Origin of the sequence: Halococcus saccharolyticus DSM 5350 (assembly GCF_000336915.1) — an archaeon.
In the GTDB taxonomy this organism is placed as follows: domain Archaea; phylum Halobacteriota; class Halobacteria; order Halobacteriales; family Halococcaceae; genus Halococcus; species Halococcus saccharolyticus.
Window position 1 is genome coordinate 110,038 of record NZ_AOMD01000002.1, and the last position, 22,427, is coordinate 132,464.

The 22,427-nt window shown below is 61.6% G+C and carries 36 protein-coding genes; 26 read left to right on the forward strand and 10 right to left on the reverse strand.

Annotated features, from left to right (window positions below):
• Positions 1–95 precede the first annotated feature (95 nt).
• The 9 genes from C449_RS00740 to C449_RS00765 are packed head-to-tail and all read left to right on the forward strand — an operon-like array spanning position 96 to position 3,116.
• Positions 96–1,016 (forward strand): hypothetical protein, encoded by a 921-nt coding sequence (locus C449_RS00740; RefSeq protein ID WP_006075950.1) that lies wholly within the window; start codon positions 96–98, stop codon positions 1,014–1,016.
• A complete protein-coding gene (locus C449_RS00745) occupies positions 1,016–1,351 on the forward strand; it encodes a hypothetical protein (protein WP_006075951.1) in 336 nt (111 codons plus the stop codon). The genes C449_RS00740 and C449_RS00745 overlap by 1 nt, the downstream gene beginning before the upstream one ends.
• Positions 1,348–1,497 carry a hypothetical protein gene (locus C449_RS17990; RefSeq protein ID WP_161606415.1) on the forward strand — a complete coding sequence of 50 codons (150 nt, stop codon included), beginning with the start codon at positions 1,348–1,350 and terminating at the stop codon, positions 1,495–1,497. The genes C449_RS00745 and C449_RS17990 overlap by 4 nt, the downstream gene beginning before the upstream one ends.
• A complete protein-coding gene (locus C449_RS17995) occupies positions 1,497–1,634 on the forward strand; it encodes a hypothetical protein (RefSeq protein ID WP_161606416.1) in 138 nt (45 codons plus the stop codon). Before C449_RS17990 ends, C449_RS17995 begins: the two co-directional genes overlap by 1 nt.
• Positions 1,631–1,816 carry a hypothetical protein gene (locus C449_RS00750; RefSeq protein ID WP_049913788.1) on the forward strand — a complete coding sequence of 62 codons (186 nt, stop codon included), beginning with the start codon at positions 1,631–1,633 and terminating at the stop codon, positions 1,814–1,816. Before C449_RS17995 ends, C449_RS00750 begins: the two co-directional genes overlap by 4 nt.
• Positions 1,800–1,976, forward strand: a complete 177-nt coding sequence (locus tag C449_RS18000; RefSeq protein ID WP_161606417.1) for a hypothetical protein — start codon at positions 1,800–1,802, stop codon at positions 1,974–1,976. Before C449_RS00750 ends, C449_RS18000 begins: the two co-directional genes overlap by 17 nt.
• Positions 1,977–2,030: 54 nt before the next feature.
• Positions 2,031–2,348, forward strand: a complete 318-nt coding sequence (locus C449_RS00755; RefSeq protein WP_006075953.1) for a hypothetical protein — start codon at positions 2,031–2,033, stop codon at positions 2,346–2,348.
• 22 nt (positions 2,349–2,370) lie between these two features.
• The gene (locus C449_RS00760) at positions 2,371–2,847 is read left to right on the forward strand and encodes a hypothetical protein (protein WP_006075954.1); all 477 of its coding nucleotides are present in this window, start codon (positions 2,371–2,373) and stop codon (positions 2,845–2,847) included.
• Positions 2,848–2,870: 23 nt separating this feature from the next.
• Entirely contained in the window at positions 2,871–3,116 is a 246-nt protein-coding gene (locus C449_RS00765) for a hypothetical protein (protein ID WP_006075955.1), read from the forward strand.
• Between the two features lie 149 nt (positions 3,117–3,265).
• Here C449_RS00765 and C449_RS00770 read toward each other — a convergent pair whose 3' ends face one another.
• Both C449_RS00770 and C449_RS00775 read right to left on the reverse strand, forming a co-directional pair.
• The gene (locus C449_RS00770; RefSeq protein ID WP_006075956.1) at positions 3,266–3,559 is read right to left on the reverse strand and encodes a MarR family winged helix-turn-helix transcriptional regulator; all 294 of its coding nucleotides are present in this window, start codon (positions 3,557–3,559) and stop codon (positions 3,266–3,268) included.
• A complete protein-coding gene (locus C449_RS00775) occupies positions 3,559–3,759 on the reverse strand; it encodes a ribbon-helix-helix domain-containing protein (RefSeq protein ID WP_006075957.1) in 201 nt (66 codons plus the stop codon). The genes C449_RS00770 and C449_RS00775 overlap by 1 nt, the downstream gene beginning before the upstream one ends.
• 157 nt (positions 3,760–3,916) lie before the next feature.
• On the opposite strand from C449_RS00775, the gene C449_RS00780 reads away from it, so the two are divergent.
• The 15 genes from C449_RS00780 to C449_RS00835 all read left to right on the forward strand — a co-directional run bounded on the left by C449_RS00780 (position 3,917) and on the right by C449_RS00835 (position 9,365).
• Positions 3,917–4,192: a PadR family transcriptional regulator gene (locus C449_RS00780; protein ID WP_049913796.1), complete on the forward strand. Its 276-nt coding sequence runs from the start codon at positions 3,917–3,919 to the stop codon at positions 4,190–4,192.
• Entirely contained in the window at positions 4,185–4,565 is a 381-nt protein-coding gene (locus tag C449_RS00785; protein ID WP_006075960.1) for a hypothetical protein, read from the forward strand. The genes C449_RS00780 and C449_RS00785 overlap by 8 nt, the downstream gene beginning before the upstream one ends.
• Positions 4,558–4,854: a hypothetical protein gene (locus C449_RS00790; protein ID WP_006075961.1), complete on the forward strand. Its 297-nt coding sequence runs from the start codon at positions 4,558–4,560 to the stop codon at positions 4,852–4,854. The genes C449_RS00785 and C449_RS00790 overlap by 8 nt, the downstream gene beginning before the upstream one ends.
• Complete coding sequence (locus C449_RS00795; RefSeq protein ID WP_006075962.1) at positions 4,847–5,074, forward strand: hypothetical protein; 228 nt, start codon at positions 4,847–4,849, stop codon at positions 5,072–5,074. Before C449_RS00790 ends, C449_RS00795 begins: the two co-directional genes overlap by 8 nt.
• The gene (locus tag C449_RS18005; protein WP_006075963.1) at positions 5,067–5,237 is read left to right on the forward strand and encodes a hypothetical protein; all 171 of its coding nucleotides are present in this window, start codon (positions 5,067–5,069) and stop codon (positions 5,235–5,237) included. The genes C449_RS00795 and C449_RS18005 overlap by 8 nt, the downstream gene beginning before the upstream one ends.
• Positions 5,230–5,940: a DNA cytosine methyltransferase gene (locus C449_RS00800; protein ID WP_006075964.1), complete on the forward strand. Its 711-nt coding sequence runs from the start codon at positions 5,230–5,232 to the stop codon at positions 5,938–5,940. The genes C449_RS18005 and C449_RS00800 overlap by 8 nt, the downstream gene beginning before the upstream one ends.
• 28 nt (positions 5,941–5,968) lie before the next feature.
• Positions 5,969–6,301: a hypothetical protein gene (locus tag C449_RS00805; protein WP_006075965.1), complete on the forward strand. Its 333-nt coding sequence runs from the start codon at positions 5,969–5,971 to the stop codon at positions 6,299–6,301.
• Positions 6,294–6,641: a hypothetical protein gene (locus C449_RS00810; protein WP_006075967.1), complete on the forward strand. Its 348-nt coding sequence runs from the start codon at positions 6,294–6,296 to the stop codon at positions 6,639–6,641. The genes C449_RS00805 and C449_RS00810 overlap by 8 nt, the downstream gene beginning before the upstream one ends.
• Entirely contained in the window at positions 6,634–6,819 is a 186-nt protein-coding gene (locus C449_RS00815) for a hypothetical protein (protein WP_006075968.1), read from the forward strand. The genes C449_RS00810 and C449_RS00815 overlap by 8 nt, the downstream gene beginning before the upstream one ends.
• A 22-nt stretch (positions 6,820–6,841) precedes the next feature.
• Positions 6,842–7,066 (forward strand): hypothetical protein, encoded by a 225-nt coding sequence (locus tag C449_RS00820; RefSeq protein ID WP_006075969.1) that lies wholly within the window; start codon positions 6,842–6,844, stop codon positions 7,064–7,066.
• The gene (locus tag C449_RS00825) at positions 7,056–7,373 is read left to right on the forward strand and encodes a hypothetical protein (protein WP_152415613.1); all 318 of its coding nucleotides are present in this window, start codon (positions 7,056–7,058) and stop codon (positions 7,371–7,373) included. The genes C449_RS00820 and C449_RS00825 overlap by 11 nt, the downstream gene beginning before the upstream one ends.
• A 73-nt stretch (positions 7,374–7,446) precedes the next feature.
• Positions 7,447–8,007, forward strand: coding sequence for a hypothetical protein (locus C449_RS00830; RefSeq protein ID WP_006075971.1), 561 nt, complete (start codon positions 7,447–7,449; stop codon positions 8,005–8,007).
• A 227-nt stretch (positions 8,008–8,234) separates the two neighbouring features.
• Positions 8,235–8,390 (forward strand): hypothetical protein, encoded by a 156-nt coding sequence (locus tag C449_RS18010; protein ID WP_161606419.1) that lies wholly within the window; start codon positions 8,235–8,237, stop codon positions 8,388–8,390.
• Positions 8,383–8,664, forward strand: coding sequence for a hypothetical protein (locus C449_RS17650; RefSeq protein WP_152415615.1), 282 nt, complete (start codon positions 8,383–8,385; stop codon positions 8,662–8,664). The genes C449_RS18010 and C449_RS17650 overlap by 8 nt, the downstream gene beginning before the upstream one ends.
• Positions 8,665–9,035: 371 nt before the next feature.
• Complete coding sequence (locus tag C449_RS00835; protein ID WP_152415616.1) at positions 9,036–9,365, forward strand: hypothetical protein; 330 nt, start codon at positions 9,036–9,038, stop codon at positions 9,363–9,365.
• A 225-nt stretch (positions 9,366–9,590) separates the two neighbouring features.
• Here C449_RS00835 and C449_RS00840 read toward each other — a convergent pair whose 3' ends face one another.
• Together C449_RS00840 and C449_RS00845 are read right to left on the reverse strand one after the other, a co-directional pair.
• Complete coding sequence (locus tag C449_RS00840) at positions 9,591–10,799, reverse strand: hypothetical protein (protein WP_006075973.1); 1,209 nt, start codon at positions 10,797–10,799, stop codon at positions 9,591–9,593.
• 2 nt (positions 10,800–10,801) lie between these two features.
• Positions 10,802–11,353 carry a hypothetical protein gene (locus tag C449_RS00845; RefSeq protein ID WP_006075974.1) on the reverse strand — a complete coding sequence of 184 codons (552 nt, stop codon included), beginning with the start codon at positions 11,351–11,353 and terminating at the stop codon, positions 10,802–10,804.
• 76 nt (positions 11,354–11,429) lie between these two features.
• On the opposite strand from C449_RS00845, the gene C449_RS00850 reads away from it, so the two are divergent.
• Positions 11,430–12,752, forward strand: a complete 1,323-nt coding sequence (locus C449_RS00850) for a right-handed parallel beta-helix repeat-containing protein (protein WP_049913789.1) — start codon at positions 11,430–11,432, stop codon at positions 12,750–12,752.
• A gap of 8 nt (positions 12,753–12,760) precedes the next feature.
• Here C449_RS00850 and C449_RS00855 read toward each other — a convergent pair whose 3' ends face one another.
• Positions 12,761–14,464, reverse strand: a complete 1,704-nt coding sequence (locus tag C449_RS00855; RefSeq protein ID WP_006075977.1) for a hypothetical protein — start codon at positions 14,462–14,464, stop codon at positions 12,761–12,763.
• 117 nt (positions 14,465–14,581) lie between these two features.
• Entirely contained in the window at positions 14,582–17,257 is a 2,676-nt protein-coding gene (locus C449_RS00860) for a right-handed parallel beta-helix repeat-containing protein (protein ID WP_161606420.1), read from the reverse strand.
• Between the two features lie 63 nt (positions 17,258–17,320).
• Between C449_RS00860 and C449_RS18015 the strand changes: the two genes are divergently transcribed.
• Positions 17,321–18,115: a hypothetical protein gene (locus C449_RS18015; protein ID WP_161606421.1), complete on the forward strand. Its 795-nt coding sequence runs from the start codon at positions 17,321–17,323 to the stop codon at positions 18,113–18,115.
• On the opposite strand, the gene C449_RS00870 is transcribed toward C449_RS18015, so the two are convergent.
• The 4 genes from C449_RS00870 to C449_RS00885 form a co-directional block, all read right to left on the reverse strand.
• Positions 18,085–19,689 carry a hypothetical protein gene (locus C449_RS00870; RefSeq protein WP_006075980.1) on the reverse strand — a complete coding sequence of 535 codons (1,605 nt, stop codon included), beginning with the start codon at positions 19,687–19,689 and terminating at the stop codon, positions 18,085–18,087. The genes C449_RS18015 and C449_RS00870 overlap by 31 nt on opposite strands.
• Positions 19,690–19,868: 179 nt before the next feature.
• Complete coding sequence (locus C449_RS00875; RefSeq protein WP_006075981.1) at positions 19,869–20,174, reverse strand: hypothetical protein; 306 nt, start codon at positions 20,172–20,174, stop codon at positions 19,869–19,871.
• 93 nt (positions 20,175–20,267) lie between these two features.
• Entirely contained in the window at positions 20,268–20,900 is a 633-nt protein-coding gene (locus C449_RS00880; protein WP_006075982.1) for a hypothetical protein, read from the reverse strand.
• 3 nt (positions 20,901–20,903) lie between these two features.
• Positions 20,904–22,424, reverse strand: coding sequence for a baseplate J/gp47 family protein (locus tag C449_RS00885; RefSeq protein WP_006075983.1), 1,521 nt, complete (start codon positions 22,422–22,424; stop codon positions 20,904–20,906).
• Positions 22,425–22,427 lie beyond the last annotated feature (3 nt).

Below are 22,427 nucleotides of genomic sequence, written 5' to 3' on the forward strand. Positions count from 1 at the left end.
AGCACAGGGTCTAACGGTTAGGTATGAGCGGGATGCCGACGCGAGAAATCGGCCGGGCGGTAGGACGCCCGACCCCGCTCCCAGGTAATGGAAGCATGTCCACATTCGCACCCACCGCTGAAAACTCCAGCGACACGACGGCCGCACAGCCCACGACCATCCAGACGGAGCGCGCGACCCCTGTAGCACTCGACGGTGCGACGGCCATCTTCGTGCCGGCATACACCCGCACCGACGACGGCCACGCACTCGAACAGACCCGCGACGAACTCACCCACCTCGTCGGGGTCTACTCGGAACCCGATGTCCGCAAGCAGCTCGGCGAGGAGTACGAACCCTACGAGATTGAGCGAGCGATCGAGCGCGGCGAGCGCATGACTCAGGAGCACCAGGAAAACGTCTTGGCGGCGATCCGAGTCGCAGAACAGAACGAAGAGCGCGATCTCGACCGCGGCGAGGGCGTCATGGCGGACGGTGGGGCGCTCACGGTCCACGACGGCGACACCGACACCACCGAAACCATCGAAGCGGACGGTGGCGAGGGCGACTCGGACAACGCCGAACGCCTCGCCCGCGGCGAGGCTCCACTCCCCGACGCCGTGAATGGCTGTCAGTATTGCGGCGCGGATCGAGACGCCATGCACTGCACGGAGGAGGACAGCCACGTCGCGCCCCACAGCCACCACGGGGCGCGGCACACTGTCATCTCGTGCGACGAGTGCGACGGCGCGCACATCACGGTCTCGCAGGTTCAGACGCGGGTCAACCGCCCATCGCGGCCGACGCACACGAAATCGATCTGGGTCATCCCCGACGAGTTCGTCCTGTGCGTGTGCATGGACGGCCACATCGTCGACCGCGTCGAGAAGGTCGGCCGCGGCGAAGAGTTCTACACCGCGTTGCTCGACGGCGAACTCAACTGTGAGTGTGGCGCAACCGTGACCCACGTCGAGGGGCGCTTTGAGCGCAACGCGGACGGAACGCCCGTCGAACCCCTGCCGGAGCCCGATCACTGATGACGGACCCTCTCAACGCCCGACAGGCCTTGGAGGGCATCGAACTCCCGCAGCCGACTCGCTGCCGTGACTGCCACGTCAAACAGTACGAGACGACTCCGATCTCGGTCGTCGCGGAACGACCCCACGACGCGGCGGAGTGGCATGTCGTGTGCGCGATGTGCGTTGCCTGCGCAGGCACCACAGTTCGACCCTCGCCAGCGGCCGATCGGATCCTCGCGGAGGGCGAGATCGCCATGACGGCTGACACTGGTGCGCAAGAACATTGGCCGGTGCTCATCCGCGTGGACGTCGTCGAGACGCACGAGCTGGCGGCGCGAGGGGTGGAGGTATGATGCCCACCTCGCTCCAGCGCACGCGCGATGAGTGCCCCGACTGCGGCGGCAGTACGAACGTCTGTCGCCTGCGCGACCTCGTGACGCCCGAGACGAAAACCGTCACGTACTGCGAGGATGGGTGCACCTGGACGGAGGCCGCGTGATGGACGACATCATCGAAGGGAACGGCAACCGTGACATGACGGTGGCCGACGCGGTGCTCGATCCCGACGGCCGGCTGTTGATCGATACGGACGCCCGCCGAGACGGGAACCACGACCTGCGGGAGTGGTCGGAGTGAGCCAGCGCGTCACGTCACCGGACCCGTGTGACAACTGCGGTGAGAACGACAACATCACCGTGTCGCGGTACGTGCCGTGGCTCGAAGCCCACCGGATGGTCTGTGAGTCGTGCCTGTTCGGCAACTGCGACCTCTTCGGCCGGTCGCGATCGGGTGCGCACTGGAATGGAGCGGAGCACTGATGACTGCGAGACCATCGACTGGTGCGGCTCGGCGTGGGCGATCGTCGGCCGCGAAGATGGTCTCATCCGACTGCGGCGCACGCACGACAAGAACGCCCTCGCCCGGCAGGGCGACGAGGTGCTGGTCCTGCCGGGAATGGTTGGTCTCGACCCCGACTGACGACATGCCCCTCCAGGCACCAACAATTATCCCGGCACGACACGGAGTGAACCCATGACACAGACGACACCATTCGAGAGCGGAGACACGAACGAAGTGCCCGCGGCGGTGTTCCGCGCGATGGGCGCGATCGTCCAGCAGATGCCGGAGTGTGAGTTTGACCGCGTAGCGTTCGCGCAGATGGCCGGCGGCGCGGAGATCGAACTGGAGATCACGTCCACCGAGAACGCGACGTGGATCACGAACGCGCTGGAGGAACACCTCACGCGGTGCCACGAGCCCGACATGACGTACACGGGTGAGTCGATTGAGACCGAGGTGCGTGGCTACCTCTCGGCTGAGGATGCCACGGCACTCATCAACGACTGCTAGATCTGGAACTCGTCTCTAGCCCATGAACACGACAATCAAAACAGAAGACTTGACTAAGACGGATCGGCCAGCGCACTACAACTATCACACAGAAACCATCTGTACCCTATACTTGGGGTTCGAGTATCGGCCCGGAGAGGGGCTTGTGCTCCCCGAGTATCAAGAGGGTACGGACGAACTCCAAAAAGCGATTGAGGGTGACGACGAGCTGACTTTCCGATTCACCGAGAATCGGCATGGCGAGCCAGCACTCAGAGTCAGTCGTCTCAAAGAGGGGTGGCGCGACTGCCCGTTTGACGGCCTACCGACCCCGGAGCGGGTTCGTAAAGCAAGGGAGTATTGGGAAGAGGGCAAGTCTCTGGAAGAGATCGACTCCAAGCCCGAAGAGGTCACACCCACGATGACGTGCAAGTGCGGGAATGAGATCGAGTACCGTGGAGACGGCGAGGTCCGCTGCGGACAGTGTGGGAAGAGACTGGCCGTCGAAACGCCGCGATAACTCCGAACTACCTCTAGAACACCATGAACGAAGAACTACCAGACCCAGAGCAGTACCGGATGATCCGGATGACCGCGCACCAGTACCTCGATCGTGCGCGTCAAGAGACGGACGAGCCGCTCGGCATGAGCATCGAGTTGAGCGTCGAAGACGACGAACTGTGGGCGTACCGCATCCACGTGTACGAGCGGGACCAGCCCGATCATGAAGGCCGTCACTGGCACGCTGAGGGAACCGAGCACGAACTGGAAGATCCGAAGCTACCCTGACGACCTCGTACATCAGACTGCTCGCGGCGAAGGGCTTTTACTAGCGAGGGTCGTTGTGTGAAACGGATAGGACTGCGGTGGGCACTTCCCCACTGCGTTCTTACTACATTCCTTAGCCGCGGCCATGCACAGTCCCGCGCCCAAGGCCGTCAGTCGAAGTACGAAAGTACCTGTTCCTGCCGCCACTCCATATCCTCGATCACCATCTCCTCGCCCTCGTCCGTGAGGGTATAGACGTTCTCCCGCTTCGAGGCGTCCGGTCTGTTTTTGTTCACCATGCCGCGGTCGACAAGCTTGTCCAGATTGCGATAATAGGCGTCTCTGCGATTCTGATGCCGGCCCTCCAGATGATCGGCAATGTCCGCTCCGGACGGATCATCGAGGCCGGCGATGCCGAAGAGGATGCTAATCTGGAGTCGTGTGGGGTCGTCGTTTCGTGGCATTAGCCGTCCTCCAGCTCGCCGATCCGTTCCTCCACTTCGTCCAGCCGCTCCTTTAGCGACTCGGCAGTAGTGGGCGAGACCTCGGGGCGCTGCGTGAGTATCTGGCGGATGTACGCCGAGCGCGTCATGCCCTTCTCGTCGGCCTCGTCGTCCAAATCCTCGATCAACTCCTCGTCCAGCCGGATCGTGGTCTCTCTCATGCCCCGCTAGTCCACAGACCGGCTACAAAACGATACGGATACGGCGGGATGACTGACACTGACGCCTCGCGGATGTATCGGTTCCCGATACGTTTATTGAGATGGAGATGTAAGCGTACTGTGTATGGCAACCACCGAGGAGGCTGCCGAACTGGCGTTGAGCGACGAAACTGGTTTTCAGCGCGACCTGCTGACGGTCATCGCAAAACTCGGCGATCCCCACGGTCTCGGGATCAAAGAGGAGTTGGAGCAGCACTACGGCAAGGAGATCCACCACGGCCGGCTGTACCCGAACCTTGACGACCTGATCCAGCGCGGGCTGGTCGAGAAGGGCGTGGTCGACCGCCGGACGAACTCCTACGAGCTGACCGAGCGCGGCCGGCGCGAGATTGAACTCGACCTGCGGTTTCGGGAGGCGTTCATCGATGAGTAAGTCCGCCGACGCGCCGATCACGGAAGACCTCGATTGGCGGGAGGTCCACGAGCGCCCCTCGCCGTCGACGATGGCGATCGAGCCGATGCGCCGCGAGGCGAAAGAGGTCACGACGGCGGTCTTTGAGAACAACTTCAACGTGGATCTTGACGACGCTCTCAGTAGCCGATCTCGGAAGCTACAGCGCGAACTGGAGCGCCGCCTGGGGATCACCTACCCGGACTGTCCACAGTGCCAGACGGAGGGTGAGTGGGGACAGGAACCCGGCGAGCCGCTAATCTGCTACGTCTGTTGGGAGGGTCCGCCCGAGGACATCCGGCACGAGGTCCACCGGCAGTGGAAGCGGATTTTTGAGGTGCGTGACGATGAGTGACTCCGCTACAGAGCTAACCGAGAGCGTTCGCGACCAGAACGTCCGGCGACCGCATGAGAGGGTGAAATGCGAGTTGCCGCGCTGGGTGCTAACTGAGACGATCGCCTTTGCGGAAGTAGTGGAGCGCGACCGGGAGAACCCCAACTCGCTTCGAGAAAGCGCCGGGGCGGTCCAGAAGGTGCTCGACCGACGTCTCACACGCTATGACGCGGACTGCACCTGTGGCCCCGACGAGGCGTGCGACAGTTGCCCGCCGGACAAATTCGGCCAGGAGTCCGCCGATGCCTGAGTCACGCGACGGTTCTCTGAACGAGAGCCGGCACGAGGAAATCGAGATCGTCAACCAGCGGTGGAAGTGGCAGGTGGTAGCCTCTGCTCTCCGCGCGCTTCTCGAAGACGAGGAGGCAGATCGGCTGCTTCAAGCGGACGCGGAGCCGGTACTCCGCACAATAGAGAACGGGCTCGAACTGGATGAGGACGAGCGCACAACGGAGACATTCGATGACTGAGCAATCGCAAAACGAGAGCCACCACTACCCGGACGGCGTACTGAAATCGTACTGTGGCGACTGTGGAGAGCGGTTCTACGCTCGCCGCCATCCGAGCTACTGTCCGTACTGCGGGCATGACAAAGTGTTCAACGAGGGGCACGGCGAGGTGGGCCATGCCTGAAACAGAGGCAGATGAGAGCCGTCACTGTCTCGATCTCTTCGCCGGACTCGGTGGTTTCTCGGCGGCGTTCGAGGACTCGCCCGACTGGCGCGTGACGACGGTCGACCTCAACGACGAGTTCGATCCGGACATCTGCGCGGACGTGATGGAGCTCCAGGCCGACGACCTCCCCGACCCCGACCTGGTGCTCGCGTCCCCGCCATGCACGGACTTCTCGGTTGCGTGCATCACGCAGAAGTGGGATCATAGCGAGCGACGGCGGCCGAAGCACCTACCGGAGTGGGAGAGTATCGCTGAATCCGTTGCGATCGTCTACCGGACGATGTGGCTGGTGCAGGAACTCTCCCCGGACTGGTGGTTCATGGAAAACCCGCAGGGGATGCTCGGGAAGTTGATCGGCCCTTCGGTCGGAACGGTCCACTACTGTCAGTACGGCAGCGAGTTCAAGAAACCGACCCAGTTGTGGGGTCGACACCCGCCGATGGAGTATCGGAAGTGCGGCGGCGCTCCTAACTGCCACGTCTCGAACGCACGGGAGGTCAACACGTTCCGGGACGAGAGTCGCACGCGCGCCGTGGGCGTCGACAACAGCGCCGAGCGAGCCAAGGTCCCGCGGGAGCTCTCCGAGAACATCCTCGACGCGGTGGAGTCGGCATACCAGAACCCCCCGCCGAAGCAGTCGCTACTCACGGAGGCAGCATGAGCGATACAGAGCCAACAGGGGGCCGTCGATGAGCTTCGAGGAGTTCGGCAAGACGATGGACAGTCTCATGGACAACATGCTGTCGTCGTTCACACGCGCGACGGCCCGCCTCAGCCGCACGATGCAGATGCTCACAAGCCCCGGTCCGTCGGCTGAGGGTCGTCGTCTCACGGAGGACCTGTGCCGCGAGGACTACGACCTCGTGGAGCGCAACAGCGTGCGCGTCGACCGCGTTGATTCCGAGCAGCACGCCGGCGACGCGGCGGCCGTGGCCTACCACGACGGCACGGACTGGTCGGACGTGACGCGGTACGACCTGAGCGAGATCGAGGACTACCTGGAGCTGGTGAACGATGAGTGACGGTGCGAACTCCGTCGAAGAGAGGCTGCACGACGGGTATCCGGTGCGAGAGCGGTGGGAAGGTGATTACGACGCCCTCGGATACCAGATCGTCGGGGACCTCTCGGGGCACGAGACCGACCCGATCACGATCCACTACGACGATGCCTACGAGCCCGTCCTCGGGACCTTCGAGGGGATCTCCAAACACAACAGTTGGCTGAGTTTAGCCAACGACGGCGACTGGGTCACGCTCAGGCCGGACGGCCACCTCAGCAGAGGAGAGCCCGACAACGAGGGATCGATGACCGTGCTCGGGGTTGCCGAAAAAGTGGTGGCGTGGGAGCATCCCGATGAGTGACGATCTCGTGAAGGAGGTGTATCTGCTGTTCCTATGGGATGGGAACAGCCAGGGGACCCACGACGTCATCGGTGCGTTCACGAACGAAGATGCAGCCAAGCAGGCAGCCGAAGACGTCGACACGTTCGGAAGCGTTCACGTCGATTCGGTCCCGTTGAATCAGGTGATCGACCTGTGACAGAGGGGACGGGGACCTACCGATGACCGAAGAGTACGCCCTCAACCAAGGCAACGACCTCGCGGACGACGACCCGGAGAACCAGTCGAGCAGACACACTCTCCGGGGCTGTCTCAAGCTTCATGACTACGAGACGACAGTGGAGTATCTGAGCACTCAGAAGGTGCAAATCAAGCTTGAGTGTCCCAAATGCCCGGACCGGCGGTTGCACTATGGGAACTGGAGGTTCGATGACGATGACGAGTGACCCTGCTACACAGCGAAGAGAGCTAGAACAGTTGGCCGCGGAAGTGGTCGACGAGAACCGCCACATGGCCAGCGGTGTGCTCACCGACGATTTGGAAGAGCGCCACGCCCACCTCGATGCCCTCGCAAACGAAGCGTTAGACATGACGGACGGATCGCCGCTGTTCCCGGTCCTCAAACGTGCGATCCGCGACGAGGTCCGCGATCGAGAGGGCGTATCGGCGTGCTGTGGCGCACTGATCCGGACGACGATGTACGGCCTGCGAGTGTGCTCGCGGTGCCGGCGGGAGGTAGACGATGCCGACTGACAACCCTTCGGCAGAGAGCCCTCAAATCCTCCGAGAGCACTGCGTGTTCGGAGAGAATCGGGCCTATCTGCTCATGGCGATCGCCCGCCGCAAGGAGAACAAGCACCTCTCCAGCTCCGGCGAGATCGTGTTTCGAGAGGTCGTCAAGGATGGGCGAGACATCCGGCGGAAGTACGACAAACTCCGCGCCCTCGCGCGTGGCTACCGTACCGATAGCGGCGAGGGGGCTAACTTCCGCCTCTACGTGACGGTGAACGCTCGGGATATGCGCTCAGGGTACTGGAACTTCCGCGAGCGCATGAACGGCTGGTCTCGGGACATGGTGGCCGGCGACGACGCCGTGGCCCGGAAGCTAAAGCGTGTAGGAGGTCACTGGATGTCGGATCTCCAGAAGTCGGAGAACGCCGATGATCCATGCCTGTTCCTGTTCGACGTCGACGACACGAGACGCTTCGCGCTGAACTCGATCACCAGCGGGCTAACCGACCACACGGAGCTGCGGCGGGTCCAAGAGACGCCCAACGGCTACCACCTGATAACGGAACCGTTCAACCACACCGAGTTCGAGAGTGGCATTGAGCACGAACTGAAGACGGACGGGATGCTATTCGTGGAGTACCTCAACGATGACTGACAACGCACAATCTCAAGAGAAGAGTCCTCGATGCGCGAGTTGTCGCGGTGATGTCGACATGAGAGCACACACGAAAATCGAGGTCGTTGGGAACGACGGAACGAAGACCGCCCGGTTCTGTCTCGACTGTCAGAACCAGGGGATATTAGTAAAAACAGCGAGCGACGTACCGGCAGCAAAAGAAGATTACTCAGGCAACCCTGGGTCCGTTGTGAGAGTGGAAAACGATGGCTGAGGACTCCCCGGGAGCTATGATGCAGTGGCGAATCTTCAACCCGCTCACCGTCGAGCTGACGCGAGAGCAAATTGAGCAGGTCGGTGTGATCGTGAAGAGCCGGAAGCCCCGACACCGCCTCGATGGGAGGCTCTACGACGATGCCTGACGGTAGCTCTCCCGAAGGGACTTTGCGAATCAATGACGAGACATGGGCGCTAATCCGCGAATCACAAACCGTCGAGAATATCGGGCTAACCCAATGGTCGCCACCTGATTACAGCCACTATCGCCACCATTTGCCCGACGATTTGACGGATTCGGAGCGTGAACTATGGGAAAACGCCGAAGGCGTGGCGAAAAAGTATGCCGCGAAGCAGATACAAGCATGGCGGAAGGTTGAACGAACGGGCGAGTACGAACCCTTCGTTCCCCCCTGTTAGATAGGACGGGCTAATATACCAATGAGTAAACAAAACGACGACTCCCCCGAAGAAATTGCTCACCGGATCAAAAAAGAGTTAGAAAAAGATGAACCGTTGTCTCACGACGAACTATCCGATAGACTGGACGTGAAGTGGTATGAAGTAACTAAAGGGATGCAACACCTTAGAACACCACTCCGTTCAAAAAAGGTTGCTATTCGGTTGGATAGGCGATACGAACTTTGCTAAATCCGACGGACTACTAGATCAATGATAAAAGATTGTCCCGAGTGTGGAGGCCCGATGGAACCAGGATCGGACTTCGGCGATTACTGCATGGACTGTAAAATATGCTGGATGGGCGACGGCGCTGGCGAATGGGAGTTCCGATGACAGACGACGATGGAATCCGAACGTTCGGCGGTGGGATGCACGAATCCGATGCCAACTACCGCGAGTGCCCGATCTGTGGCGGACCGGCACGGCGGCTCACGGGTGATGGTGTCTACACCACTGGCGAGCACATCTGGGACGAACACCAGGACGTCATCGAAGGGATCGCCGAAGCACGGTATCGCTTCCGAAAGGCTGCGAAGATGCTCAACATGCTCGGGGCGGATGGCGACGCGAGCGTGCGTGCCGCATTACTGCAAGGTCACGACGCTCTCGGTGGCGACCGTGTGGAGATCGAGCCGATTCTCGACCAAGACGATGGGTAGCGAGAACTCCGCTGAGGGCTATGTCACACCTGATAGGGTTGCTGTTTTACGTCACCTATATCCTCGTGGGGGCGGGTGTGTTGCTACTAATTGCTGAGTTGCCACGATTGATCTGAGGAACGAGGCCGTCAGTGTTGCCACTGGTTGTTAGCGCGTTCTGGAGTACCATTCTCCGGCCCAAAAGGTGGGGGTTAGACCGGGGAAGACGGGTTTGCTAAGAAGGAGTCAGCGGATGTCGACGTAGTTGCTTTCGTCCACGTTCGGGAGGTCGATCTCAGTGTCCACGACCTTCGACCCAGGCCGATTTTTGATGAGCACGCCGTCGCGGGTGGGGGCGTCTCCGTGGATGCGGGAGTCCCGCACCGTCACCGACACGTCACCCGTCCGCCGTGCCCGGTCGTCGGGCGAGAAGGCGAGCACGCCACGGGCACGATAGTCCGTCCCGCGAAGTTCGATGTCGATGTCCTCGATCTCGACGGCCGCCGAACTCGACTGGACGCGGATCGCCGACCCCGAATCCGAACCGGGGAAAGTCTTGATCGAGCCACCCGTCACGCGAGCGCCGTTGGCAGCCTTGAACCAGATGCCGCGGTGGTTGTCGAAGCCTGGCTTGGACTCGTCGACGTAGAGGGTGGGGTTCTCGATGATCGAGGGGCCGCCGACGCGGAGCTGGTCTCTATCGCTATTGTAGCCGACGTGATCGTAGACTTTTACGTACCCGTCATGGTTTTTCTTCCACGGCTCGCCGTAGAGACCATTATTCGGAAACCCGCCGAACTCGCAGTGGTGTAGTTCAAGGACACCGTTGGACTTGGCGTTCAGAAACGCACCGATCGAGTCGTGGGTCGAATCGGTGGCAGTGTTCCGCGACGCTCCGCCGGGCTGGTTGACGTTTTCGAGGACGACCTTCTGCCCCCTGGGGATCTTACAGTAAATGCCACAGCCCCAGTCGGTCGTTGCGTCGCCCTCGCCACGGACGGTGACGTCGCGCATCCGGCCGCCGCGGTTGAACGAGAAGTTGACGCCCTTGCCATCCTCGCGGGCATCGATGCCGAAGCCACGCAGCTCGACGCCCTCGGCTTCGTCCTCGGTTTGGAGGAGGCGTCCCGCCCCGGCGAAGTGATCGCCGAGCGAGAGTTCCATGTCGTCCGACGAGCGGGCAAAGACCGCGTTCGGGTCGGACATCTTCCACCCGCCGCGCACCTCGTCGTCATCGACGATGCAAAAGGCCACCTCCTTGCGGTCGTTGGAGAGGTCGGCGATCTCACTCGCCGCGACCTCCACGATTTCAAAACCACTCCTCTCGAAGTGCTTCTCGTTCGGGTCGGTCTGGCGCGGCGACCCCGAGACGCCGCCAGCGCCGCCGCTGTCCGACGTGCGCTCACCACCCAGCGCCGAGTGGGGGCCACCGATCAAGCGGTCGTTGATGGGCATCGTCAGAACTCCATCGGCGGGCTGAATACCTCCACGTCTTGCCACCCTCGCTCGGAGCCCTTGAACCGCGCTTTGGCGGGTTGATCGGCCACGACGCTCACCTGCGTGAACGGCCAGATGCGGTAGGAGTCGGCGTTACCGCCCTTGACGTTGCCCGCCGCGAGCGTGTTCGACTGCGTGAGCACGTTGTCGTTCCACTCCGCGCCGCCGCCGCGGAGGATCATGCCCGGTTCGGCGACCGAGAGCATGTAGTGACAGCCCTGCGATTTGATTTCGAACTCAGCGGCGTTGAGAAACGGCGGCACCACCCGCTCGGCACCGCCGCCCATATTGAGGCGACAGTCGAGTTGCCAGGGCTGGTCGGCCGCGAAGTCCAGCGGGACGCCATCGAAGACGATTGTGTCCTTGCCAGAGCTGACCTGTCCTTCGATCTCCGTGCCGTCGACCTCGTCGTGGTCGTTGAGTTGCGATGCCTCGGCGTCGATCTTGCCAGTGGCGCGGAATCGGTAGCTGTTCCACTCGTCGGTTCGGGTGCTAATGGTGATTTTGGGCATGATTGGATTCGTGTTTGGCCGTTGGTGCTGGCCGCCGTTCGGTAGTATTTAGTGCAACACGCACCTGTTAGGAAACATGCAACGGCGGTCGGTTCTCGCGTCGATGGGGCTTGCGGCGGGATCGCTTCTCGGCGGCACCACGATGGCGCAGTCGAGCGGTAGTGCAGACGCAACCGCAACCCCCGATCGCGTCATCACGACGCTCGATGAGTTACAGTCGACATTCCGGCCCGATGGCACCCTCAAACCGGGAGATCGCGTCCGCATCACCGACGAGAACGCCCCGTATCGTACGACGCAGTGGCTCGATATCGACCAGTCGGGCGTCACCGTCGTCTGTGATGGTGCCTTCCCACTCGTCAAGCCCGCCGGCGGGGCGAACGTTGGCGGCCTCCGCGTCGGCAAGCACCGCCGCGTCGAGGACGTGACGATCGATGGCTACTCCCACCACGGCAACCCCTCGGAACAGTCCATGTCAGAGGGTGGGTTCGGCATCGGTTCGTTCGCCGTCGATAGCATCACGATCCGGAACTGTGACATCCGACGGACGACGCCGTATCACAAACACAACGCCCGCAACTCGGGCGTCATCATCGGCCGCGATACCGACGCCTACGACGTTCTCAACAACGACTTCGACCACATCGGCGATCGAGCCATCAACGCTTGGGGGGAGTACGGGTACGTCGCGCACAACTTCTCAGAGAACGGCTTCGATCGGATGATCTCGGTCGAACCCGGCGAGGACATCGCCATCGTCAACAACCGTTGTGCCGGCAACGGCCGCGGGTCTGTGATCGGCGTTGGCCGGAAGATCTCCGCGCCCAAGCGCATTCTCATCGCCGGTAACATCGCCACCGGAACCCACCGCCGGTTCATCTACTGTAATTCGACGGCTGAGTGGACGAATACGATGGTGAGGGGGAACATCGGCGACGGGTCGGATTCGACGCACCCTGGCATCGAAGTGCGAGCGCCCCACTCGACGGTGGCGGGCAACCACCTCGCCGGGTATGGCGGGGCTGGCGTGCTCGTGAACGCCCCGCGGACGTGGGTGCGCGGGAATCGCGTCTGGGACTGTGGCGGACCGGGCGTCCAGTTCGACCCAATAGAGTCGCCGATGAGATACAAAGCGGCGGGCCTCAACGGGGCCTTCAAGTCTGTCGCGCAGAACAACCACCTCTGGCGGAACTGCCGTCAGCGCGGTGCTGCGGAACTCCAGACGGCGGCGAAGCGCACTCGGCTGCTGAACAACAACGTCATCGGCACTCGCAATGGGATCGCAGGCATTGTCGCCATTGGCCGCGGGCGATTCTCGACGGCGGCGTGGAACGTGACACCGCATGGTGCCGACGTGTTCGCTGACGGTGGGCCGACGCGAACGCAAGCCAACCTCTGAGAGCTAACTCAGATATTCCGCGCGAGAAGCTTTATCTCGCCGCCGTTGACTTCACCGCCTGACAGGAGTGTGACTATGTTGATGTCATCATATGCCTCTTCGAGATGGCCACGCACGCCCTCCTCGCGGCCGGAACCAACGAGATTGCCCTGATGCGACATCGTGATCCAGTCGGCATCGCCGCCGGTCGAGGCACTCAGGTTGACGCGGCCGGCAACATGGTGAGAGTTCTCCGCGTAGGCGAGATGCCACGTCGTCTCGGAAAACTCTCGGAGGCCCGATGTCTGCCGAGTGAGATTATAGTAGTTCTGCGTGCTGTTTAGATTTGCCCGCAGGGAGATGACTTGTGTGTTTGAGGTCGTCTCGACACGGTAGAGCAAGCGATACTCGTTCGCGCCGACGCCACCAGTCACACGCTGGTCGGCTGGCGCTCCTGACGCTAGTGACGCCTCATCAACCACACGCCACATGCCGGTATTCGCCTGCCATTGCGTCCCGCCAGAGCTGTTCGGTGTGAGAATGTCGCCCGCCGACGTGCCCGAGGAGTCCACGCCCTGAGCGGTTGTGGCCGCATCTGCCGATGCGACGGACAGAGTAGACTCGTCGGATTCATCGATGAACTGATTGTTAGCCTCCGAGCGCGGGTAGTACGCCGTATCGTGGTCGTGATCGAGCACCGCCGAGCGTCGCAGACCCGCCGCATACGTCGCGTTGTAGTCGTCGAACAGTATCGACGCATTGCCCGAGCCGACAGTACCACGCGAAGCCCACATATCGTTGTTGTCGGCAGTCTGGATGCGCACTTCAACGAAGGTCGCCTCGGCAGGCAGCGAAGCCGTATGCGTCAGCGACACCCACGTCGACCCCGAGAGACTCGTGGTGTTGCCGGCGGCGAAGTATTGCTCGGACGCTGTGGCCGAATACTGCGTCGTCGTGGCGAGCGAGAGCGGCTGAAGCGAACTGTCGTAACACCGCACGTCGATGAAGGCATCGTCCTCACCGGTGAACGTCTCACTATCACTGTGTGTCTGGCCGTCGTCGTATGCGGTGTAGTCGGCCGTCGGCCGGGCGTAGACAGACACCGAGAGATCGTGCCCGCCCGCACCCACCGCGTACTCCGTCGCAAGTGCCCACGTGCTGGATGAGATCGTACTACCGTCCGGGGCAGTCGTGTTGACGAAATCGCAGCCAAACGACTGCGTGGACGTGATTGTGTCGGGTGAGTCGGCGTAGAAGTAGCCACCCTGCGCGGCGGCCGACGCCGGCCCCGGCTCGAAGCGGAAGCCCTGCGGTGTGGCTGGGGCGTCCGAGCCAGGATCGCTGAGGGGGTGCACCTCGAAGTCCTCGCTGACGCGCTTGAGGTAGCGCGTGTCGAGGGTGCTGGTGTCGACATCGAGGTTGACACGCTTCGGGTCGCTGGCGTCCTCGGTGGCCGTAAGATACTCCTCGAAGGTGTAACTCTCGGTGTTTGCGACGGTGGTTGATTCGTCGATAATACTGTCGGGGAGATTTGAGGGGCCGCCGTGAGGACCACTCCATTGCCCGCCGATGTAGTCATAGATGCCGGCAGGGTCCGCGCCGCTGCCGTCGATCGCAACGGTGATGCCCTCTATACTTGGCGCGTCTGATAGCGCAGGATAGACTGGCGCGTAGAACTCTTCTTTCGGTCGAAGGACGATCGGCCGGCTTTCGTCAGGATCTTCAGATGGCATTGGATGGATGTGAATGAGAATCGCGTCGGTGGTTCGTGGCGCTATTCGACGGCGATCGCAGATTGATTCCAGAGAACGGCAGGACGGTTCGATTGTCAGATACGTCCCAACTATCGGTCAACGGATGATGTTGCCAACATCCTTGCTGTTCGTTCCGATTGTGCCTGTAAAATTCGTGAGAACGTTCCCGATGTAGGTCGTGTAGTCGCCAGCGCGTTTTATCCCCGCATTCGTCTGCCCTCGGATGTTGTTGAATCCAACAATGCAGTACTGGGACTCCCCGGCGAAGCCAACCCCATGCTTTCCGGTTCCGTTGATGATATTCGATGCGATAGCCAGATTCGACATTCCCAGATCAACCGTAATACCGTTTTTCCCGGCGTTTTTCACATGATTGCCTGTGACGGTCTGCCCCCCAGCAGCACATCCGAGACCATGCGCACTTGCCCCGACAACATAATTTCCAGTTATCGAAGTATCAGAAGCGGCCGACCGTATGCCATCGGACCCTGGATCTTTGACGGCATTGCCAGATATGACCACTCCTGTTGCCCCCGATTCGATCGATATTCCCCGGCCGCCACATCTACTGAGTTGATTGTTCGATACCGTGAGGTTCTGGATCTCACCACCTCCGGTATTGGTGGCGATAGCGTGGCCAGTGCCGTCGGTGCTAACATTCCCGTCGATGGTGATGTTGCGTCTGACAACCCCCGACGCGCCGGGGCGGATTCTAACGAGGGTCCGATGCGTGTCATACCCGACATTCTCAGCGATAGAAATGTTCTCTTGGGGCGAGTTTGAACCGCCGCCAGAGAGGCCTATGAATGACCCTTCGGAGTTATTATAACAAACATTACCCGTAACGATGGTGTTGGAACCACCGTAGCTATCGCCCGCCGCCCCCTCCTCCATATCGAGCGCGATTGACCTATCAAACCCGTTCGAGAGGTAGTTCCCGATGACTGAGACGTTCGTCGCCGCAGTCTGAATCCCACGGTCGCCCACGTCGTCGGTCCAGTTGTCGGCGATTGTGATACGGTCGCAATTGTGAGCGGCAGCAATGCCACTCCCGCCGTCGTTGTGGACGTGGTACGGGGAAGTTCGTGTTGCGAAGCACTGCTCAACCCGTGAGTCGGCGGCGTTGACGAGGAAAATCCCGTGAAGGTGGATTACGGTCTGGTCTTGGTTTGTGTCATTACCATGAACACCGACGCCACGGATTTCCACATCGCTCACGGCAGTCGAGTTTCCGACACGGATTCCGCCGACGTTGGCGTTATCCGCAACCTTGATGCACGGCTGTCCGTCTTCGGCAAACTGATTTTGTGCAATGACCGTCACGCCATCGACGTCGATGTCTAACCACTGTGAGGGACGATAGGGGGTTGCTGGCTGGGCGATATAGACAGTCTCGCCGTATGCGAGGTTGTTGAATGCCGATTCGAGTTCGGACGTGGAACGGACAATAGTATCTGCAATCCCGGCGAGTGTGTCGGGGTTGATCGTCTCGCCACTGTGATCATGCCCTTCCGACGAGTACGCCGTTGAGTGTGCGCCATTGTCGTGGGTCTTCGGGTCCTGAGCGTCGGCGAGATCGCCCGATAGTCCCGTGACTGAGAGTTCGTTTGCACCGCCACTCTGGAGCGACGTGGGATCGAGTTGGGTGTCCGTATCGGTGGCCGAGACTTCGATGCTCACAGATCCATCACCGTCGTCCGTGACTGAGACGGTAGCGGCGTTCGCTTCAGTAAAGTTGAGGTCAGTGGCGTTGGCAAGCACCTGAGCGCCGTCTTCGGAGACGTTTACACGGGAGTCCGTTCCAGACCCACTCCCACCAACCTGAGTTTCTGTGCCACCACTTTGTTTTTTGTAGAGGATACCGTCGTCTCGGACGTAAAAGACAGTCTCGCCAGTATCTATCTCACTGTCGGGGACTTCTGAGGAGCGGTGGCCGATAAATAGCTCCCCCGCATGAACCGACGGGCTGTCGATCGGCGCGTCGATCGTGCCGTCCTCGTCGCTGTCGTAGGTGGGGTTGGTGTGGTCGTTCGGATTTGAGCCCGCGGGCAACGGGTCGGTCCGATCACCGCGTTCGATAACGTCCACGGTGACGGGGACATCGTTGCCACTGCCAGGGTTCACGCCCCATGAGACAGTGATCTCGACATCCCATGCACTCGCCGAGTCGTCCCAGATCTGCTCGAACTCCGTCGAGTAACCGTAGTCAGCCGCAAAACCTGGCTGTGAGGGGACGCGAACCTCGACATCAAGGTTTGCGTCGCTAACGGGCGTCACTTCCTGTAGCGTGATTTTCAGAGCGGGATCAGTGCCGCCAGTCAGCGTTTCGTCGCTTGAGGTAACGACCTCTCCGAGCGTCTGGAGGTACTCCGAATAGGTGAACGGGTCGAAATTCAGATTCGATTCGGCGACGGTATCGTTGGCGTCGTTGAGATACCGTGAGTCGTGATTGTGGCCAACCTCTGCGAGGTCGCGGCCGTGCAGCCCGTCCACCATATCCGCATCGCCCGTAATATTGACCGTCAGCTCGTCCTCGTCGTTGATCGTTGCAACGGTTTGGAGTGCGTCCCAGTAATCGTGACTCGCACCGACGCCCGCCGTCCGCGAGCCGTGATCCGCGTCGTCGTTGATGACGCCCGTAATCTCGCTGTCCGTCCGCACGTCGGCGAGATCGGCGAGTGCCTGATCGTGCGTGACGCCAGCCCCATCGATGATGCTATCGGTCGTGATACCCGCCGCCACCAACTCGCGCACCCGGAGGTCGGGCGACACGCGCCGGTCGCGGAAGATGTCGTTATCGTCGATCGCCGTCGTGTTCGCGCCAACCCACACCTCGTGGAGTGGGATGACATCGTTCCGGCTGGCGAGGTCGGGCGGTGCGGGCCGGTTGGCATCGCCACGGATCGCATCCGGCGGGTCCGGTGGCTCGGCCGTGCCTGCTTCGACGGTGAGCGCGCCCGTATCCTTCAGGCAGATGAGCACCTTCCGTGGCTCATCCGCGACGTACTCTTGCAGGTTGACGTTCTTCGCGTCGGCCGAGGCTTTCGACCCCGCGAAGAACCCATCCACCTGCGTGATCGTGACTTCATACCCGCCGGCCGCCTGCGCTTCGCCACCCGAGATAACGCCGTAGCCCGCAAGCCGGAGATCGATGAGATTCGGGTCGAGTGCGTTCGCGGCAGTCTGGTCGAGATAGTCGTCGCCCATCGATTATCGGCCCCCGCGGCCCTGCTGACCGCCGTATTTCGCCTGCTGGTGGGCGATAAACAACTCACGCTCGGCTGGCTGTTCGAGAGCTTGCGAGAAGAGCCGCTCGACGGAGACGCCCGCATCGCGGAGGGCGGCGACGTGCGCCGCAGCAGGGTTATCGAACGTGAGTGTCACGGTAACGCGGTGGTCGTCGCGCTCTTGTCCGTCAGCGCCGCCGCTCTCGGCGTCGGGCTGGTCACTGTCCGCCGCGGCGTCTTCATCCGGGGTATGAATCTCGCCGTCGCTGTGCGCCTGTCTGCGCCCGCTCTCGGCGCGCGTGGTGTCATCACTGTCGGCAGCGGTGCTATCGCTCTCTGGGTCGGTAGCAGTCTCAGGAGGCATAAATTCAGTCAGGAGAAGTTGGCGAGCGTCGATTCTTGATCGCCGTCGAACGCGAAGAACCGGCCCGTTTGCATATTTATCGTGAACCCGATCGTCTGTGCTTTGTTCTGGATCGAGACCCGGCCCTCTTGGTTCACGATCTCGATCTCGTTGCCGCGCGGCGTCCCGCTCGACGAATCGTTCATGACGAGATTCGGCCGCGGTCCTTCAAGGTGGACGTTGTGCCCGTCCGTGCCGAAGCCCGGAACGTCGGACTGGATCGGGCCTTCCGGAGCGTCAACGCCAGCGGTGATCGTATAGGCTCCCGAGATATGGCCGACATGCCCGAGACCGTTGCGGTGCATGGTGACATCATCGCGGATATCGATCGTATCGCCCGCGGCCTGGAGCCCACCAACGCCCGTGAACGGATTGCCCTCCATATCGAGCGGGCCAGTCATGGAGTCGCCCTTCGCATTGACCATGTTCTGGTTGGTCCATGTCTGCGATGCGAGGCGGCCCTCCTCGCTGAATACGTGCCCTTCGTCGGCGTGAACGTTCCCACCGACCTCGACACTCAAGAGAGTCTGCGTCTCGGCGAGGTCGGTCCGGGCGATGGCGAGTGGGCGACCCATGTCGGCCCGCGAGCGCCACTCGTAGGTCTGGCCGTTATCCTCGTTGTTGTCGACGACGACGGTCTTCCTGCCGTTCGGCACGCTTCGGAGGTCAAGCAGTTTGTCGGCCGCCGCGTTCGGCGTGAGCTTGCTGATGTTATCGATGCCGTAGCCATTCCAATTGGCGTCGGCATCCATCCGGTCTCGTGTGTCAGTGCGAAGCAGATTCGGGCCAGGGATGCCACCCACCGCGTCGGCGTTGTCGGCCGCAGCGGCGTGGTCGGCCTCCGCAACGGCCCCCGAGACATTGCTGCCGGCCACCGACCCCGCCTCGCCCGACACACTCACATCGAGTGAGGTCTCGGCGTTGACGGCCGCGACTGCCTCGGCCGGCTGGAGATAGTCGTGTGGCGCGTCCGACCCGTGGCTGGCGTTCTGATTGACAGCCGTGTTGATCTCGTCGTCCGTTCGGATGTCCGCCGCGCCGGCGAGTTCGCCCGTGTGGACTCTTCCGGACGGGTCCTCGAACTGGTCCTGAACGGTGAGATTGCTAAACTCGCCCGAAGGGTACTGGTTGCGTGGTTCGGCGGTGCCGGCCTGTGGGTCGATCCGGGAAATCTCCACCGCGTCGTCAGCCGACGACCCGCCAGTCGTGACCTCGATCAATGGGTCGTCGTTGATCTCGTAATTCAGGTCGGCATAGACGTGGTTAGTCTCGGTCGTACTAGCGAGTGCGACCCCCGAGCGAGCGTCGTAATGGCTGGCGACGAGGGCGTTGTGGACGGTCTGGCTGTGAGAGGTTCCGTCATCGGCTTGCCACTCAGCTAGAGCTGTGTCAAGTATAGCGTAGACTTTTCCCTCAGTCAAATCGAAAGTACCGGCGCTAGCGTCAATGCTTGTCTCTGGGACTTTGAGGCCGAAGTCGACGTACTCGTCGATCGGCGCTGCCGCTGCCAGTACAGCAACATGTTCGGGGGCGTATAGGTCATCCCCTGATTGCAGGACGGTATAATCAACCATTGAGAACTTGTGTTTCTCGTGTCATTTTATATGATCAGTCTTGATAGTCTCTGTCCGCCGTGGATTACTTGAATTGGCCCCAAAATCGGCGCAACATCCTCGCCCGCCGTTCGCGGCGGGCCTTCCGCACAGTGGAAGTCCGGCCGGCCCGGAGGGGTTTCAGCCCCACTCCGCGAGCGTCACACTGGGCCGAGAATCGGCATCGTACTCGTGACACTCTCACCAGCACCCGGCTCCTTCACGCCGAACACATCCCGCGAGTAGAGTTGGCTCTCAGAGCCGATGATGAGTGCCGCCTCAGTAATCTGTGTTCCGGCAGGCACCTCGTCACCCCCCGTCACGCTGAGTTTTGCCTCATACCGGCCGGGTGTGTCGGGATCGTCGACCCAGTTCAGCGGCGCGTCACCCGTCGTGGCGCGAAAGACCTCGTTTTCGAGTTGGGTATCGGAGGCTGTCGGGGCCGTCGTGCCGGTCCCGATCGCCATCACATTGACATACCCGCCCACGAGGTGGTCCGATACTGCTTCTAAACCTGCGTCAGTTTCAACCATAGGAGAAGTCTGAAGGAGTGTTGATCGTCAGTCGTCAGAGAAGCCCGCGCCGTAGCCCGTCGTATCGGTCGTCACGACATCGACATCGCCCGTCCGGATGCCGAGGCGCGTCGGTGCCGTCTCGAACTCGAAACTCGTCGCCGACGCCTCGCCGGTTCGGATGCCGAGTCGTGCCGAGTCGAGTACGTACTCGATCGGGCCGGTGAGTTGTACTGTCGATGGATCGGCCAGTTCCGCGAGTTCATGCACCAACGATACTTCGTGATCGCCCCACTCGTGGACCGTCAGCGAGTATTCGTTACTCGTGAAGTTCTCGCGCACGTCCACCGTGTCGGGTTCGGCGACGAGGCCGCCCGAGACGGCGACTTTGATGTCTTGGCTCGTCCCGCGGCCTGAGTAGGCGTTGACGAGAGCTTTGAGGTACTGGCGATACGCACCGTCGCCGCGGCCGAACCGCTCGCCGAGAACGCCGAAGTCCCACGCCAACTCATCGAGATCCTGGCCATCCGCCCGCTCGATTTGCTGACTCGCGATGACGTATTCGAGGTCGTCATCGAACTGGTCGAACAGCGTCTGGTGAGCGCGTGCCCAGCCCTGAACATTCGACGGGAGTTCGGGCAACGGCCGCGGGAGGTGATCCGCATAGTCAGTGGTGAACACGGCCTACGATCCCCCACTCTCGACAGTGACGGTGATATTGCCGGGGTCGGCCACTTCACGCTGTGCGATAACTACGTCATCCGCAACGGTGTAATCGACGGTGAACGTCGTACCGTTGTCGGGATTCGACCCGCCGATGGACCAATCGATCGTGTCAATCGCGCCGTCGCCCGTCGTGTCGGTCGTGGTGTAGTCCGTCCCCGCCACGAATGTAGTCTGTGAGCCGCCGGCCGTCCCCGTCACGTCGCCGACGTTCGCTGCCGCACTATCGAGTTGGTACTGCGCCGTCCCGCTGGTGTAGGTGTGCGGTTCGTCAGATAGCGAGAGCGTGGCGTCAACGTCCGCAAGGTCCCCCGGGGCTGCATCCATCACCTCGTAGGTGATGCGGCCGTCAGCGACGTTCTCGCCGAGCGTGAGACTCGCCAGATACTCGGCCAGCGTGTTCTCAATCGCCGTCGTGTCGAGGTCGGTGCCATCGAGCGTCAGATCGACATCCACGACCCGCCGGGTGGCGCGGAGGAGGCGGTGATAGACCGTCGACGGGAATACGTCATCGCGGTCGAAGAACGTCTCGAACTCGCTATCGGTCACGTCGGGCGCATTCACGAGCACGCGGCCGTAGGGCGCGCCGTTCGTGCCACTGATGTCGGGGTCGGTCTCGGGATCGTAGGTGTCGATCTCGCTACCGGAGACCGAGAGCGTGGGCGTGCCGTCGTAATGCTGGATGATCTCTACGTCGCCGTCGTCGATCGAGGCGAACGCCGAGATGAACTGGCCTTCAATCCCGCCCGTCGTGCCGCCACCCGAGCGATTGACGAGTGCGTTGCGCGTCCGCTGGCGAAGCGACTCGTTGCCCTCCTCCCCCTCACCATCATACGTAGCGTTCGGGTTCGTGACGGTGAGAATGTCCGACGTATCCTGTTCCTGTTCGTCGGGGACGTATTCGATTATATTCGAGCCGACGTTGTACTCCGCCCCGACGGCCGCCTCGTTCTCCTCACGGTTCCACGCCGTGATGGGGAGCGTGACGGTGGTGCTCGCGCCCGTCGGCGACCCGTTATCGGTGATGCGATAGGCGAGATAGTCGCCTGCGGCATCCGGCGTTGTCCCGACGATAGTGCCTGCCTCGACGGTGGCGTCCGGGCTATCGACGGTGACGAGAATCTCGCCGATGGCCGGCGAGCCCGGATCGCGGACCACGCCGTTCTCGATCGCCTTCTGGTCGAGGTCGAAATCGACCATCAACGAGTTCAAGTATGGCAGGTCGATCCGGGCGATCTGCTCTTCGGTAAAGAGGGTGGAGAGTTTGTCCTCGGTGACGGGGCCGCCGGCGAATCTGAGCCACCCGGAGAGCTGTGCGGCCAGCATCCCGTGCTGGATGTCGCTCAGGTACTCGGCCTCACCATCGAGAAGGATGTACTCGGGCGAGTGCTGCGAGAAATTCGTGAGATCGGCTATCTCGCTGGACGTGAGACTAATCAGTCGTTTGCGGGTCGTGTCCGCAGTTTCGATTTGGAGCGGCATAGG

Coding starts and splice junctions, on each gene's coding strand:
- C449_RS17995 (WP_161606416.1), top strand. CDS start 1,497: ATGGACGACATCATCGAAGGGAACGGCAACCGTGACATGACGGTGGCC.
- C449_RS00745 (WP_006075951.1), top strand. CDS start 1,016: ATGACGGACCCTCTCAACGCCCGACAGGCCTTGGAGGGCATCGAACTC.
- C449_RS18000 (WP_161606417.1), top strand. CDS start 1,800: ATGGAGCGGAGCACTGATGACTGCGAGACCATCGACTGGTGCGGCTCG.
- C449_RS00855 (WP_006075977.1), bottom strand. CDS start 14,464: ATGCCATCTGAAGATCCTGACGAAAGCCGGCCGATCGTCCTTCGACCG.
- C449_RS00820 (WP_006075969.1), top strand. CDS start 6,842: ATGACCGAAGAGTACGCCCTCAACCAAGGCAACGACCTCGCGGACGAC.
- C449_RS00870 (WP_006075980.1), bottom strand. CDS start 19,689: ATGGTTGATTATACCGTCCTGCAATCAGGGGATGACCTATACGCCCCC.
- C449_RS00830 (WP_006075971.1), top strand. CDS start 7,447: ATGGCGATCGCCCGCCGCAAGGAGAACAAGCACCTCTCCAGCTCCGGC.
- C449_RS00840 (WP_006075973.1), bottom strand. CDS start 10,799: ATGCCCATCAACGACCGCTTGATCGGTGGCCCCCACTCGGCGCTGGGT.
- C449_RS00760 (WP_006075954.1), top strand. CDS start 2,371: ATGAACACGACAATCAAAACAGAAGACTTGACTAAGACGGATCGGCCA.
- C449_RS17650 (WP_152415615.1), top strand. CDS start 8,383: ATGCCTGACGGTAGCTCTCCCGAAGGGACTTTGCGAATCAATGACGAG.
- C449_RS00845 (WP_006075974.1), bottom strand. CDS start 11,353: ATGCCCAAAATCACCATTAGCACCCGAACCGACGAGTGGAACAGCTAC.
- C449_RS00875 (WP_006075981.1), bottom strand. CDS start 20,174: ATGGCGATCGGGACCGGCACGACGGCCCCGACAGCCTCCGATACCCAA.
- C449_RS00885 (WP_006075983.1), bottom strand. CDS start 22,424: ATGCCGCTCCAAATCGAAACTGCGGACACGACCCGCAAACGACTGATT.
- C449_RS00800 (WP_006075964.1), top strand. CDS start 5,230: ATGCCTGAAACAGAGGCAGATGAGAGCCGTCACTGTCTCGATCTCTTC.
- C449_RS00795 (WP_006075962.1), top strand. CDS start 4,847: ATGCCTGAGTCACGCGACGGTTCTCTGAACGAGAGCCGGCACGAGGAA.
- C449_RS00850 (WP_049913789.1), top strand. CDS start 11,430: ATGCAACGGCGGTCGGTTCTCGCGTCGATGGGGCTTGCGGCGGGATCG.
- C449_RS00825 (WP_152415613.1), top strand. CDS start 7,056: ATGACGAGTGACCCTGCTACACAGCGAAGAGAGCTAGAACAGTTGGCC.
- C449_RS00810 (WP_006075967.1), top strand. CDS start 6,294: ATGAGTGACGGTGCGAACTCCGTCGAAGAGAGGCTGCACGACGGGTAT.
- C449_RS00835 (WP_152415616.1), top strand. CDS start 9,036: ATGACAGACGACGATGGAATCCGAACGTTCGGCGGTGGGATGCACGAA.
- C449_RS00770 (WP_006075956.1), bottom strand. CDS start 3,559: ATGCCACGAAACGACGACCCCACACGACTCCAGATTAGCATCCTCTTC.
- C449_RS00755 (WP_006075953.1), top strand. CDS start 2,031: ATGACACAGACGACACCATTCGAGAGCGGAGACACGAACGAAGTGCCC.
- C449_RS00785 (WP_006075960.1), top strand. CDS start 4,185: ATGAGTAAGTCCGCCGACGCGCCGATCACGGAAGACCTCGATTGGCGG.
- C449_RS00740 (WP_006075950.1), top strand. CDS start 96: ATGTCCACATTCGCACCCACCGCTGAAAACTCCAGCGACACGACGGCC.
- C449_RS17990 (WP_161606415.1), top strand. CDS start 1,348: ATGATGCCCACCTCGCTCCAGCGCACGCGCGATGAGTGCCCCGACTGC.
- C449_RS00790 (WP_006075961.1), top strand. CDS start 4,558: ATGAGTGACTCCGCTACAGAGCTAACCGAGAGCGTTCGCGACCAGAAC.
- C449_RS18005 (WP_006075963.1), top strand. CDS start 5,067: ATGACTGAGCAATCGCAAAACGAGAGCCACCACTACCCGGACGGCGTA.
- C449_RS00815 (WP_006075968.1), top strand. CDS start 6,634: ATGAGTGACGATCTCGTGAAGGAGGTGTATCTGCTGTTCCTATGGGAT.
- C449_RS18010 (WP_161606419.1), top strand. CDS start 8,235: ATGGCTGAGGACTCCCCGGGAGCTATGATGCAGTGGCGAATCTTCAAC.
- C449_RS00775 (WP_006075957.1), bottom strand. CDS start 3,759: ATGAGAGAGACCACGATCCGGCTGGACGAGGAGTTGATCGAGGATTTG.
- C449_RS00805 (WP_006075965.1), top strand. CDS start 5,969: ATGAGCTTCGAGGAGTTCGGCAAGACGATGGACAGTCTCATGGACAAC.
- C449_RS00765 (WP_006075955.1), top strand. CDS start 2,871: ATGAACGAAGAACTACCAGACCCAGAGCAGTACCGGATGATCCGGATG.